The organism is Hydrogenophaga sp. (assembly GCF_031426985.1).
Taxonomy (GTDB): domain Bacteria; phylum Pseudomonadota; class Gammaproteobacteria; order Burkholderiales; family Burkholderiaceae_C; genus Hydrogenophaga.
The window spans coordinates 1-13,818 of the sequence record NZ_JASJOY010000199.1 but is presented as its reverse complement, the minus strand read 5'-3'; the positions used below and the strand labels follow the sequence as shown (position 1 = coordinate 13,818).

The 13,818-nt window shown below is 68.5% G+C and carries 12 protein-coding genes; 10 read left to right on the top strand and 2 right to left on the bottom strand.

What is annotated here, in order from left to right; genetic code table 11:
- Positions 1–69: 69 nt before the first annotated feature.
- Entirely contained in the window at positions 70–1,428 is a 1,359-nt protein-coding gene (locus RMP09_RS20635; protein ID WP_310567848.1) for an AAA family ATPase, read from the top strand.
- Between the two features lie 3 nt (positions 1,429–1,431).
- Complete coding sequence (locus RMP09_RS20630; RefSeq protein WP_310567847.1) at positions 1,432–2,889, top strand: vWA domain-containing protein; 1,458 nt, start codon at positions 1,432–1,434, stop codon at positions 2,887–2,889.
- A gap of 110 nt (positions 2,890–2,999) precedes the next feature.
- Here the strand turns inward: RMP09_RS20630 and RMP09_RS20625 are convergent, their stop codons facing one another.
- Positions 3,000–3,980 carry an Hsp33 family molecular chaperone HslO gene (locus RMP09_RS20625; protein ID WP_310567846.1) on the bottom strand — a complete coding sequence of 327 codons (981 nt, stop codon included), beginning with the start codon at positions 3,978–3,980 and terminating at the stop codon, positions 3,000–3,002.
- 38 nt (positions 3,981–4,018) lie between these two features.
- Positions 4,019–4,543, bottom strand: coding sequence for a gamma carbonic anhydrase family protein (locus RMP09_RS20620; RefSeq protein WP_310567845.1), 525 nt, complete (start codon positions 4,541–4,543; stop codon positions 4,019–4,021).
- A 46-nt stretch (positions 4,544–4,589) separates the two neighbouring features.
- Between RMP09_RS20620 and RMP09_RS20615 the strand changes: the two genes are divergently transcribed.
- From RMP09_RS20615 to dbpA, 8 genes are all read left to right on the top strand, one after another.
- Positions 4,590–5,444, top strand: coding sequence for a ferritin-like domain-containing protein (locus tag RMP09_RS20615; protein ID WP_310567844.1), 855 nt, complete (start codon positions 4,590–4,592; stop codon positions 5,442–5,444).
- A gap of 185 nt (positions 5,445–5,629) precedes the next feature.
- A complete protein-coding gene (locus RMP09_RS20610; protein WP_310567843.1) occupies positions 5,630–5,938 on the top strand; it encodes a DUF485 domain-containing protein in 309 nt (102 codons plus the stop codon).
- Complete coding sequence (locus RMP09_RS20605) at positions 5,935–7,653, top strand: cation acetate symporter (protein ID WP_310567842.1); 1,719 nt, start codon at positions 5,935–5,937, stop codon at positions 7,651–7,653. The genes RMP09_RS20610 and RMP09_RS20605 overlap by 4 nt, the downstream gene beginning before the upstream one ends.
- A gap of 84 nt (positions 7,654–7,737) precedes the next feature.
- Positions 7,738–9,564, top strand: coding sequence for a putative nucleotidyltransferase substrate binding domain-containing protein (locus tag RMP09_RS20600; RefSeq protein WP_310567841.1), 1,827 nt, complete (start codon positions 7,738–7,740; stop codon positions 9,562–9,564).
- A 7-nt stretch (positions 9,565–9,571) separates the two neighbouring features.
- On the top strand, positions 9,572–10,195 hold the full coding sequence (locus RMP09_RS20595; RefSeq protein WP_310567840.1) for a 3'-5' exonuclease: 624 nt from the start codon (positions 9,572–9,574) through the stop codon (positions 10,193–10,195).
- Between the two features lie 73 nt (positions 10,196–10,268).
- Positions 10,269–11,297 carry a sensor histidine kinase gene (locus RMP09_RS20590; protein ID WP_310567839.1) on the top strand — a complete coding sequence of 343 codons (1,029 nt, stop codon included), beginning with the start codon at positions 10,269–10,271 and terminating at the stop codon, positions 11,295–11,297.
- Entirely contained in the window at positions 11,294–12,781 is a 1,488-nt protein-coding gene (locus tag RMP09_RS20585; RefSeq protein ID WP_310567838.1) for a response regulator, read from the top strand. Before RMP09_RS20590 ends, RMP09_RS20585 begins: the two co-directional genes overlap by 4 nt.
- Before the next feature lie 35 nt (positions 12,782–12,816).
- Positions 12,817–13,818 (top strand): ATP-dependent RNA helicase DbpA (gene dbpA, locus RMP09_RS20580; RefSeq protein WP_310567837.1); only part of this gene is annotated, 1,002 nt, incomplete at its 3' end.

Below are 13,818 nucleotides of genomic sequence, written 5' to 3'. Positions count from 1 at the left end.
ACCGCATCTTGGCGGGCTTCCCCTCTCCGGATGCAAAATTTCGTGATGACCAGCCTACAGGAGTGCCGGATGCGATGGACAGCCGCCATTGAAGAACTTGAACGTGGCCTGCTCCAGCGCGATGTGGCCGCGCGTGCGCTGCTGCTGGCGGCGCTGGCCGGCGAGCACGTGCTGCTGCTCGGCCCGCCCGGCACGGCCAAGAGCGAGCTGGCGCGCCGCCTGCAGCGCCTGCTGCCCGGTGCGCACTATTTCGAACGCCTGCTCACCCGTTTCTCGGTGCCCGAAGAGCTGTTCGGCCCGCTCTCGCTCAAGGCCCTGGAAGACGACCGCTACGAACGCCTGACCGCGGGCTACCTGCCCTCGGCCGAAGTCGCGTTTCTCGACGAGGTGTTCAAGGCCAACTCAGCCATCCTCAACACCTTGCTGGGCCTGCTGCACGAGCGCTGTTTCGACAACGGCCAGCACCGCGTGGACGTGCCCCTGGTCTGCCTGGTGGGCGCCAGCAACGAGGTGCCGCAGGACGAGAGCCTGCACGCCTTCTACGACCGTTTCCTGCTGCGCGTGCCGGTGATGCCGGTGGACGACGCGCACTTCGCCGCGCTGTTGCAGACCGCCCTGCCCGAAGGCGAGGCACACCCGGATGCGCAGCTGTCGTCCGCCGCGCTGCGGGTCTTGCGCCAGCAGGCCGGCCAGGTGCGGCTGGGCGACGCGGTGATCGCCTTGCTGGCCGCGGCGCGCGAACGCGCGAAGACGACGCAGCAAAGCGTGTCCGACCGCCGCTGGCGCCAGACCGCCGCACTGTTGCAAGTGCAGGCCGCCAGCCGCGACGCAACCGAGGTGTCGGTGTGGGACGCCTGGCTGCTGCCCCTGGCGCTGGCCGCCGAACCCGACCAGGTGCCCGGCTGGACCGACTGGTTCCTGCAGACCGTGGCCCAGGCCACGCCGCTGGCGATCGACGGGCTCGAACGCGCCGCGACCGCCTTCGAGCAGCAGCTGGACGTGGAACGCCGCGCCCCCGCCGACGCGCAGGACGACAGCGCCGGCAAGCTGGCCCTGGCGCGCGCCATCGCCGGGCCGAGCACCGAAAGCGAACTGGTGCGCATCACCAGCGAACGCGCCCACCGCCGCTATGGCGAACTGCACGTTCGCGCGCGCGTGGCGCAGGTGGCCGAGGTGCAGCAGCGCGTGAGCGCGGTGCAGACCGAGGTGCACGCCAGCGCCGAGGCCGTGCTCGCGCAGGCCCGCGCGCACGGCTGGCTGCCGCCGTCGTGGCGCGAACGCATCGAGACCGTGCACGCGCAGCGCTGCGGCCAGGTCGATGCGCTGGCCACGCGCCTGGCCGAGCTGCACGACGGCTTTGCCACGCTGCCACGGCTCGACGAAGACCGTTCCGCGTTCGTGCCCACGCCCGTCAGCTGGCAGGGCTGAGCCATGTCCGCGGCGCCCGCCGACCGCCCCTACCACCACCTGGACGGCATCGCTCGCGAGCTGTGGCGCTGGTCGGTGGTCTGCAGCGGCGGCACGGCCGAGGCGCGGCTGGCGCAGGCCCAGCCCTGGCACGACGCGCTGCTGGCCGGCCGCCTGCCCGATGCGGCGCACGACTTCGGCGACCCCGACGCCGTGCGGCCGCTGCGGACCTTGCTGACCGAACTGGACCTGCTCACGCTCACCCAGGGCAGCACCTCGATCACGCGCCAGATGCTGCAGAGCCTGCTCTGGCACCTGGACAGCCTGATCGAACGGCCGGCCACCGAAACCCGCGCCCAGGCCATCGCGCGCATGGCCGCCGAATTCCGCGAGAACTGGACGCTGCAGCGCCAGGGCTGGGAGGAAGCGCTGTCGCTGCTCAAGTCGCTGGGCGACCATGCGCACCTGCACTGGGACGATCTCAAGGGCCAGCTCAGCCGGCGTGAATGGACAGAAGCGCGCCGCATCGGTGGCCTGCTCGAACGGCTGCCCGCGCTGGCCCAGTTCATCGATGGTGTGGGCCGGCGCCAGCTGGCCGCGCACCAGCCACTGGCGCGCACCGTGCGGCCCGAAACGCAGGCGCCCGAGCGCGCGGCGCCGCAGCCCACCGACGACGACGAACGCCACCCCGAGCCCACCGCGGTGGACGGCGTGCACCGCTCGCGCACGCTGGCGCGCATGACCGGCAGCGAAAGCCTGAACCTCACGCACCCGGTGCTGCGCCGCCTGTGGCGCGCGCGCTTTGCCGAAGCGCAGCTGCTGACCTACGACGACCGCGCGCGCACCCCGCGCCCGAACCCGCGCCCCCGGCCCGACGGCGCCGCCGCCCGGGTGCACGACGCGCCGCTGGGCCTTGGCCCGCTGATCGTCTGCCTGGACACCTCCGGCTCCATGCAGGGCGCGCCGGAGAACGTGGCCAAGGCCTGTGTGCTGCAGGCCCTGCGCAGCGCCCACGCGGGCGACCGCGCCTGCCAGTTGCTGGCCTTCGGCGGCCCGGGCGAACTGCTGGAGCGCCCGCTCACGCGCACCGCCGCCGGGCTGGACGCGTTGCTGGACCTGATGGGCCAGGCCTTCGACGGCGGCACCGACGTGCAAACCCCGATCGAACGCGCCGTCGAACAGGTGCAGCAGCAGGGCTGGCAGGACGCGGACGTGCTGATCGTCAGCGACGGCGAGTTTGGCCTCACGCCCGCCACCCTGGCGCAGCTGCGCCAGGCCAAGGAGCGGCTGGGCTTGCGGGTGCACGGCATCCTGATCGGTGACCGCGAAACCATCGGCCTGGTGGAGATCTGCGACGCGCTGCACTGGGTGCGCGACTGGCGCCGCTACGGCCAGGCCGGTGGAGCGGCGGCCGAGGGTTTCTCGCCCGTGCACAGCCGCAGCCTGACGGCGATGTATTTCCCCAACGCGATCCGAAGGTGACCCCCCTGCGCCGCTGTGCGGCCTCCCCCCGGAGGGAGGAGGACGCCTGCGGCCCGGCAAAGCCAGTTCCACGGCGTCTCTGGATGAAGGCACGCCGCGCCGGGCAGGCGTCAGTGGACGCCAGGTGAGCCAGGGGGCTGCGCTGCGGCCTGCAGGAACACCGTCGCCGCATCGACCGGATCGAAGCGGTACTGGGCGCCGCAGAAGTCGCAGCCCACTTCCACCTGGCCCTGCTCGGCGATGATGGATTCGATCTCTTCACGGCCCAGGCTGCGCAGCATGTTGCTCACGCGCTCGCGCGAGCAGGTGCACGCAAAACGCGGACCGTCCGCGCCCATCTGCGGCTCGAAACGGCGCACGTCTTCTTCCCAGAACAGGCGGCGCAGGATGGTCTCGGCGTCCAGCGTCAGCAGCTCCTCGCGCTTGAGGCTGGCGGCCAGGATGGCGATGCGGTTGTAGTCCTCGTTCAGGCCGATCTGGTCCTCATCCTTGGCCACCGCGCCGGCACCGGCCAGGTTGGCCTCGCCCTGCAGCGGCAGGCGCTGGATCAGCAGGCCCGCGGCCACCTGGTCGTTGGCGGCCAGCACCAGGCGCGTGTCCAGCTGCTCGCTCTGCAGCATGTAGTGCTCGATCACTTCGCTGAGCTTTTCCAGCTTCTCGTGGCGGTCACCGAACAGCGGCACCACGCCCTGGTAAGGCTGCTGACCGGGCTTGCGGTCCTTGGGGTCCAGCGTGATGGCGCAGCGGCCCTGGTTGTTCACGTTGACCATGTGCGAGAGCGGCGCGTCCGCGGCCACTTCGCCCGTCACCGTGGCGGTGGCGCGCAGGCTCAGGTCGGGCTGCACCTCGGCCACGGCCAGCTTGACCGGACCGTCGCCCTGCACCTGCAGGATCAGCGCGCCGTTGAACTTGATGTTGGACTGCATCAGCGTGGCGGCGGCGGTCATCTCGCCCAGCAGCTCGGTCACGGCGGCCGGGTAGCCGCCCGCCTGCTGGCGGCGGCGCAGGATTTCCTGCCAGCTGTCGGTCAGGCGCACCAGCATGCCGCGCACCGGCAGGCCTTCAAACAGGAATTTGTGGAGTTCGGACAATCTGTGCTTTCGGAAAAATCAACGCACGAAGATCGGGGTCAGCCGATCTTTTTCAAGCCCTGGCGGTAACGCTCGGCGTTCTGTGTGTAGTGCAAGGCGCTGCGGCGCAGGCCTTCGATCTGCTCCGGACTCAGGCTTTTGACCACGCGCGCCGGGCTGCCCAGGATCATGGAGCCATCGGGGAACTCCTTGCCCTCGGTCACCAGCGAGCCGGCCCCCACCAGGCAGTTCTTGCCGATCTTCACCCCGTTGAGCACGATGGCACCGATGCCGATCAACGACTCGTCACCGATGGTGCAGCCGTGCAGCATCACCTGATGCCCCACGGTGACGTTGTTGCCGATCGTCAGTGGCAGGCCATGGTCGGTGTGCAGCACCGATCCGTCCTGCACATTGCTGCCCGCGCCCACGGTGATGGGCTCCGTGTCACCGCGCAAGACGGCGCCGAACCAGACGCTGGCGCCTTCGCCGAGCACCACGTCGCCGACCACCTGCGCGTTGTCGGCCACCCAGGCCGAAGCGGCCACGCGCGGGGCCACGCCATCGAGTTCGTAAATCGCCATCGGTTTGTCTCCAGTGCGGGGAAAGTGCAAACCTAGAATTGTAGGGATGCCCTCCCCCGAACGTCCCGAACCGAGCCTGCGCGCGCGCGCGCTGGGCGTGCTGTGCCTGCACGACCCGACCGCCAAAACCCAGGCGGCACACGCCCTGTGGCAGGCGCTGGCGGCGCTGCCCGACGACGCCGCGCTGGAACAGGCCCTGGCGCCCCAGACCATCCCGACCCCGCCGGAGGATGCCCCTCTGCCCGGACGCCCCGGTCAACCCCGGCTGGTGCCGCCCATGGAGGTGCCGCACCGCTCACCCTTCACCTCCGATGGCCTGGCCGCGCTGCTGCACGCGGTCTGCCACATCGAGTTCAACGCCATCAACCTGGCGCTGGACGCCGTCTGGCGCTTTGACGGCGTGCCACTGGACTTCTACCGCGACTGGCTGCGCGTGGCCGACGAAGAGGCCACGCACTTCGGCCTGGTGCGCGAGCACCTGCAAAGCCTGGGTTTCGACTACGGCGACTTTCCAGCCCACAACGGCCTGTGGGAGATGTGCGTGAAGACGCAGCACGACATCACCGCGCGCATGGCCCTGGTGCCGCGCACGCTTGAAGCGCGCGGGCTGGACGCCACGCCGCTGATCCAGGCCCGGTTGCGCAAGGTGGGCACCCCGGCCGCCCTGCGCGCGGTCGAGATCCTGGACGTGATCCTGCGCGACGAGATCGGCCACGTGGCCATTGGCAACCGCTGGTACGGCTGGCTCTGTGACCGACAGGGCCTGGAACCGGTGGCGCACTACCGCGTGCTGGCGCGCACCCACGCCGCGCCGCGCCTGAAGCCGCCGTTCAACACCGACGCGCGCCGCGCAGCGGGCTTCAGCCAGACCGAAATCGACTACCTCCTGGGCGCCGGCTGACGGCGCAGGCGTCAGAACCGCGTCAGACAAAACCGCGCCCGGGCGACAGTGTTTTGCTGCGCTGCGTAAGACCCGAGTCAATCAATAGTCATAGCATCACTGCAAGCTTCTTCGGGGCTTACAGCGGCCTGACATCGCCTGCCACAGGCCAACCCGAACGGGAGCGGCATGACAAAGGAGACACCATGGAAATGGACCTGGCACATCGCATTGCGAGCCATCCCAAATACCAGGAACTCAAGGCCAAGCGTTCGAGCTTCGGCTGGTGGCTGACGGCGCTGATGATGATCGTGTACTACGGCTTCATCCTGCTCGTGGCCTTCAACAAGGAATTTCTCACCCAGCGCATGGGCGATGGCGTCATGACCATCGGCATGCCCATCGGCCTGGGCGTGATCCTGTTCACCGTCGTCATCACCGGCATCTACGTGCGCCGCGCCAACAGCGAATTCGACGACCTGACCGAAGAAATCAAGAAGGCGGTGACGAAATGAAAGCCAAGTTCCCCATCCAGGCCCTGCTCTGGGCCCTGCTGCTGACCTGCACCGGCGCCATCGCGGCCGGCGCCGACCTCGGCCAGGCCGAGAAACAGGCCACCAACTGGACCGCCATCACCATGTTCGCCGCCTTCGTGGCCGGCACCATGTTCATCACCAAGTGGGCCGCGGCCAAGACCAAGTCGGCCGCCGACTTCTACACCGGCGGTGGCGGCATCACCGGTTTCCAGAACGGCCTGGCCATCGCGGGTGACTACATGTCGGCCGCGTCCTTCCTGGGTATTTCGGCGGCCGTGATGGCCAACGGCTTCGACGGCCTGATCTACTCGATCGGCTTCCTGGTCGGCTGGCCCGTGGTCACCTTCCTGATGGCCGAGCGCCTGCGCAACCTGGGCAAGTTCACCTTCGCCGACGTGGCCGCGTTCCGCTTCGCCCAGACCCCCATCCGCATCTTCGCAGCCTCGGGCACGCTGGTCGTGGTGGCGTTCTACCTGATCGCGCAGATGGTCGGCGCTGGCCAGCTCATCAAGCTGCTGTTTGGTCTGGAGTACTACATCGCCGTGGTGATCGTCGGTGCGCTGATGATGGTCTACGTGCTGTTCGGTGGCATGACCGCCACCACCTGGGTGCAGATCATCAAGGCCTGCCTGCTGCTGGGCGGTGCGTCCTTCATGGCCCTGATGGTGCTGTGGAACTTCGGTTTCAGCCCCGAAGCCATGTTCGCCAAAGCGGTCGAGATCAAGACCGGCCTGGCCGTCACGGCGGGCAAGACGCCCGAAGAAGCGGCCACCGCCGGCTTCTCCATCATGGGCCCGGGCAGCTTCGTGAAGGACCCGATCTCCGCCATCAGTTTCGGCATGGCGCTGATGTTCGGCACCGCCGGCCTGCCCCACATCCTGATGCGCTTCTTCACCGTGCCCAACGCCAAGGAAGCGCGCAAGTCGGTGCTGTGGGCCACGACCTGGATCGGCTACTTCTACATCCTGACCTTCATCATCGGTTTCGGCGCCATCACCTTCGTGCTGACCAACCCCGAGTTCCTGGACGCCAAGGGCGCCCTGCGCGGCGGCGGCAACATGGCGGCCATCCACCTGGCCAACGCCGTGGGCGGCAACGTGTTCCTGGGCTTCATCTCGGCCGTGGCGTTTGCCACCATCCTGGCCGTGGTGGCCGGCCTCACGCTCTCGGGCGCCTCGGCCGTCTCGCACGACATCTACGCCACCGTGATCAAGAAGGGCAAGGTCGACAGCGCATCCGAACTCAAGGTCTCGCGCATCACCACCATCGCGCTGGGCATCATCGCCGTGACGCTGGGCATCGCCTTCGAGAAGCAGAACATCGCCTTCATGGTGTCGCTGGCCTTCGCCATCGCCGCGTCGGCCAACTTCCCGGTGCTCTTCATGAGCGTGCTGTGGAAGGGCTGCACCACGCGCGGCGCGGTGATCGGCGGCTTCCTGGGCCTGATCTCGTCGGTGTTGCTGACCGTGTTGTCGGCCTCGGTGTGGGAAGCCGTGCTGGGCAACGCCAAGGGCAGCGCGCCGTTCCCGTACACCTCGCCGGCCCTGTTCTCCATGACCATCGGCTTCGTGGGCATCTGGCTGTTCTCTGTGCTGGACGGCAGCGAGCGCGCCAAGCTCGACAAGGCCGGCTTCCTGGCCCAGCAGGTGCGTTCGGAGACCGGCATCGGCGCCTCCAGCGCATCCGGTCACTGAGCCCCTTCCGGTGCTGACCAAGGCCGCTGCCACGCAAGTGCCAGCGGCCTTTTTCATGGCCCTGCTATCGGAGATGATCTCCCCATGCCCAGCAGCTTCAACTTCGGCCACGCCCCGTTCGACTGCCTCACCCCGGCCGAGCGCCAGCGGGTGGTGGACACGGTGGACATCGGCTACTTCACGCCCGGCACCGTGGTGCTGCACCCCGACATGGAGCCCACGCATGTGCACATCGTCATCAAGGGCCACGTGCAGCACGAGGAAGCCGGTGAGGTGGTCGCGGTGTACGGGCCGGACGATTTTTATGGCGGACGCGCGGTGGTGGCGGGCCGCACCACGGCCGTGCTCACCGCGCTGGACGAGGTCATCGCCTACCTGCTGCCGCAGGCCACGCTGCAGGCGCTGATCGCCGGCAACAGCCGCTTCAGCGCCCTGCTGTTCGCCGACCTGTCCCGGCGCCTGACGGCCGCCAGCGAAGGCAACCAGAGCCGCGAGTTCCTGTCGCTCATGATGGTGAAGGTGCGCGACGCCTTCATCCGCAAACCCTTCTTCGTCGACGGTGGCACCGACATCGTGAGCCTGTGTGCGCAGCTGGCCGAGCGCAGCCTGACCAACGCCCTGGTGCGCGACACCGGCCCCGACGGCCAGCCCCGCGTGGGCATGTTCACCACCACCGACCTGCGCGACGCCTTGCTGCGGCCGCTGCCGCCGGCCCAGCTGGCGGTGCGCGAGGTGGCGCGCTTCGATCTCATCAGCGTCACGCCCGAGACCGAACTGTTCGAGGCCCTGCTGATCATGATCCGCCACCGGGTGCACCGCGTGCTGGTGCGCGACGGTGACAGCATCGTCGGCGTGCTCAGCCAGCTCGACCTGATGAGCTTCATTTCCAACCACTCACACCTGATCGCGCTGCAGGTCGAACAGTCCACCACCGTGGACGAACTGCAGACCGCCGCCCGGCAGATCGACGGCCTGATCAAGCTGCTGCACCAGGGCGGGGTGAAGATCGAGGTGATCGCCACCCTGGTCAGCGAGCTCAACAGCCAGATCTTTGCCCGCCTGTGGCGGTTGATCGCGCCGCCCGATCTGCAGGCCCACAGCTGCCTGCTGGTGATGGGCAGCGAGGGCCGGGGCGAACAGATCCTCAAGACCGACCAGGACAACGCCCTGATCGTCGCCGACGGTTTTGAATGCGCCACGCTGGCCGATGTGGCCACACGTTTCAATGAAGCGCTGGCCGGCTGCGGCTACCCGCCCTGCCCCGGCGACATCATGCTGACCAACCCGCTGTGGCGCCAGCCGCTGGCGGGCTTCAAGGCCACCCTGACCGACTGGTTGCTGGGCAGCGACCCGGACGCCCCCATGCACCTGGCCATCTTCATGGACGCGCGCGTGGTCGCGGGCGATGCCAGCCTGCTGGACGCCGCGCGCGAGCACATGCGCGGCCTGTTCCACGGCAGCGACGCGCTGCTGGCCCGTTTTGCCGCCGCGGTGGAGCAGTTCAGCGAACCGGGCACCTGGTGGGACCGCCTGACCACGCTGCGCGGGCGCGAGGAGCAGGCCTTCGACCTCAAGAAGCTGGGCACCTTCCCGGTGGTGCACGGCGTGCGCGCGCTGGCGCTGCAGAACGGCATCGACGCGCTGGGCACCAGCGAACGCATCCACCTGCTGGCCAGCCAGCACCAGCTGGACGCGCCGCTGGCGCGCGACCTGACCGACGCGCTGCGCTTTCTGATGGGCTTGAAGCTGCAGCACAACCTGCGCCAGCAGCAGCTGGGTGAAGCGGTGCACAACCGCGTGAAGCTGTCCGACCTGGGCACGCTCGAACGCGACCTGCTCAAAGATTCGCTGGCCATCATCAAACGCTTCAAGCAGCACCTGCGCAGCCATTTCCGGCTCGACGCGCTGTGAAACCGCCATGCTGAAGCACCTGCAACGCGCCTGGCGCCAGCACCAGCTGCGCGACCCGGCCTACCGCTTCCTGTTCGATCCGGCGCCGCCCGACGAATGGGTCAGCATCGACTGCGAGACCACCGGCCTGGACCGCGCCAAGGACCAGATCATCAGCATCGGCGCCGTGCCCATCCGCGGCCAGCGGGTGCTGACCAGCCAGCGGCTGGAGGTGCTGATCCGCAGCGACGGCGGTCGCGCCCCGCTGACCGCGGACAACGTGCGCATCCACCAGCTGCGCGAGGCCGACCTGGCCGAGCGCGGTGTGTCACCGGCAGAAGCGGCCGAACGCGTGCTGCGCTTCATCGGCCCGCGCCCGCTGGTGGGCTATTTCCTCGAATTCGACGTCGCCATGCTCAACCGCCTGGTGCAGCCGCTGATCGGCATCCCGCTGCCGCAGCCGCAGATCGAGGTCTCGGGTCTGTACTACGACCACAAATACCGGCAGCAGCCGGGCAGCCACATCGACCTGCGCTTCGACGCCCTGATGACCGACCTGCAGCTGCCCCGGCGCCCGGCCCACAACCCGGTGAACGACGCCACCATGGCCGCGCTGGCCTTTGTGAAACTGCGCGCCCTCGGCCCGCGCTGACTGGATCGCGCCATACCCACAAACGAAGCAGGGCCTTGCCCGGCCTGCTGCAGCGCGGCATAGCATCGGCGGGATGCCGCTGCACACGATCCGCCTGGATGAATACCTGGGACATGCCTTCAACAGCATCCCGGTCGCCATGGTTGTGGTCAATCAGGACGGCCTGATCACGCGCATCAACCAGCTCGCCGAAACCACGTTCGGTTACACCGCCAGCGAACTGATGGGCCAGCCGGTCGAGGTGCTGATCCCCCGGCGCTACCGGACCGTCCATCCGGGCTACCGCAGCGGTTTCCTGGCCGAACCGTCGGCCCGCCCCATGGGCGCTGGACGCGACCTCAGCGGGGTGCGCAAGGACGGCAGCGAATTCCCGGTGGAGATCGGCATCAACCCGGTGCAGACCGGCGAGGGGCCGATGATCCTGTCGGTGATCCTGGACCTGAGCGAGCGCAAACAGAGCGAAAAGCGCATCCAGGCCGCGCTGCAGGAAAAAGAGCTGCTGCTGGAGGAAGTGCACCACCGGGTCAAGAACAACCTGCAGGTGGTCCACAGCCTGCTGGACCTGCAGGTGCTGCGCATCAAGGACCCCGACCTGGTGGGCATGCTGCGCGACAGCCAGAACCGCATCCGGTCGATGTCGATGATCCACCAGACGCTCTACCAGTCGCACGACTTCGCGCAGGTGGACTTCCACCGCCTGCTGGGCGAGCTGCTGCCGACCCTGATGGAGTCCTACGGCATGGTGGCGGGCAACGTGAACATGGTGATCGACGCCAGCGACGTCAAGATCCCCATCAACGAAGCCATTCCCTGTGGCCTGATCGTCAACGAGCTGGTGAGCAACGCGCTCAAACACGGCTTTGCCGGCCACCGCCAGGGGTCGATCTGGGTGTCGCTGGTGCGCGATGCCGACGACCACGTGGAACTGTCGGTCGCCAACGACGGCGCGGGCATCCCGGACGAACAGATCATCGATCGCGGCAGCTCCCTGGGCCTGCAGCTGGTGCACCTGCTGACGCGCCAGCTGTGCGGCCGCCTGGAGGTCCAGCGCCGCGACCCAACCCGCTTCAGCCTGCGCTTTCACCTGTCGAGAACACCATGAAATCTCCCGCACGCATCCTGGTGGTCGAAGACGAAAGCATCGTCGCCTTCAACCTGCAGCAACGCCTGGAACAGCTGGGCTACGACGTCCCCGCCATCGCGGTGTCGGGGCAGGAAAGCCTGGACCTGGTCGATGAAACCCGGCCCGACCTGGTGCTGATGGACATCCACATCCAGGGCAACATGGACGGCATCGAAGTCGCCTCCCGCCTGCGCGAGACGCACGCGGTCCCGGTCATCTACCTGACCGCGTATTCGGAAGACTCCACCCTGGAACGGGCCCGCAAGACGCTGCCCTATGGCTACCTGCTCAAGCCGTTTTCAGAGCGCGAGCTGCACGCCACCATCCAGATGGCGTTCGAGCGGCACCGGCTGGAGTCCGACCTGTTGCACCACCAGCGCCTGCTGCAGCAGGCGCTGGACGCCGCCGACATGGGCGTGGTGGACCTGGATGCCGACACCCGGCGGTTCAACGCCTCCGCCCGCACCAACGCGCTGTTCGGCTGCCCGGAGGACGCCACCCCGACGCTAGCGGACCTGCTGGCCTGCGTCGATCCCAGCGAACGCGAAGCGCTGGCCGCGAAATTTGAAGAGAGCCTCGTCTCGCTGCGCCGCTTCAGCGAAGAATTCCGGCTGCTGACCCAGAACACCACCGCCCGCTGGATCCGCATCGACGCCAAGGTCTGGTCCGGCCGGCGCATGACCGGCGTGGTGCAGGACGTGTCCAGCCGCAAACAGGCGGAACACCGCCTGCGCCTGCTCAACGACGGGCTGGAAAACCTGGTCAACGAACGCACCGCCGAACTCAAGCAGAGCCTCAAGGAACTGGAAGCGTTCAGCTACTCGGTGGCCCACGACCTGCGCGCGCCGCTGCGGGCCATCGTGGGCTTCAGCCGCGAACTGGTGCGCGAGCACCCCACCGATCTGGGCGACGACGGGCTCGATCTGCTCAACCGCATCGCCACCGCCGGCCAGCGCATGAGCGCCCTGATCGACGCGCTGCTGCACATGGCGCGCCTCAACCAGATGCCCCTGCAGCTGCGCGTGGTCGACATCAGCCACATGGCCAGCGAGATCGCCGCCCAGCTGATGGAGGCCGAGCCGGATCGCGTGGTCCAGATACGGGTGTCGCCCAACCTGGAGGCCATGGCCGACCCGACGCTGGTGCACAGCCTGCTCGACAACCTGCTGCGCAACGCCTGGAAGTTCAGCGCCCGCAGCCCGGTGGCGCGCATCGACGTCGGGGTCCGGACGGTCCATGGCGAGACCGTGTTCTTCGTGCGCGACAACGGCTGCGGCTTCGACATGGCATCGGCCGACCGCCTGTTTGGCGCCTTCCAGCGCCTGCACCGCGACGACGAATACGCCGGCACCGGCATCGGCCTGACCATCGTGCAGCGCATCGTCATGCGCCACGGCGGCCGGGTCTGGGCCTATTCGGAACCCGGTCAGGGCGCGGCCTTCCACTTCACCCTGAGCAACTGAAGCGCCGGGCCGGGGGCGGCCACCGATAATCGGGCATGTCTTCTGCCCCCTCTGCCGATTTCGGCACCCTCGCCCTCTCCCCCTCCACCCTGGCCAACCTGCAGCAGCTCGGTTACCTGAGCATGACGCCCATCCAGGCGGCCTGTCTGCCGCCCGCGCTGCTGGGCCAGGACATCATCGCCCAGGCCCAGACCGGCAGCGGCAAGACCGCCGCCTTCGCCCTGGCCCTGCTGGCCAACCTGAATCCCCGGCGTTTTGCCGTGCAGACCCTGGTGCTCTGCCCCACGCGCGAACTGGCCGACCAGGTCACCACCGAAATCCGCCGCCTGGCGCGCGCCGAGGACAACATCAAGGTCGTCACGCTCTGCGGCGGCGTGCCGCTGCGCGGGCAGCTGGCCACGCTGGACCACGGCGCGCACATCGTGGTCGGCACGCCCGGCCGCCTCATGGACCACCTGGAACGCGGCAGCCTGCAGCTGGACGCGCTCAACACCCTGGTGCTCGACGAGGCCGACCGCATGCTGGACATGGGCTTCTTCGACGACATCGTCAAGGTCGCCAAACAGTGCCCGAAGGAGCGCCAGACCCTGCTGTTCTCGGCCACCTACCCCGAGGGCATCGCCAAGCTGGCGGCGCAGTTCATGCGCGACCCGTTGACCGTCGCGGTGCAGGCGCAGCACAGCAGCGCGCAGATCGAACAGCGCTGGTACGAGGTGGGCGAAAAAGAGCGCCTGCACGTGGTCAGCCAGCTGCTGCTGCACTTCCGCCCGGCCAGCACCATCGCCTTCTGCAACACCAAGGCCCAGTGCCGCGACCTGGTGGCCGTGCTGCAGGCCCAGGGCTTCAGCGCGCTGGCCCTGTTCGGCGAACTGGAGCAGCGCGAGCGCGACCAGGTGCTGGTGCGCTTTGCGAACAAGAGCTGTTCGGTGCTGGTGGCCACCGACGTGGCCGCGCGCGGGCTGGACATCGCCAGCCTGGCCGCCGTCATCAACGTGGACGTGACGCCCGACCCCGAGGTGCACATCCACCGCATCGGC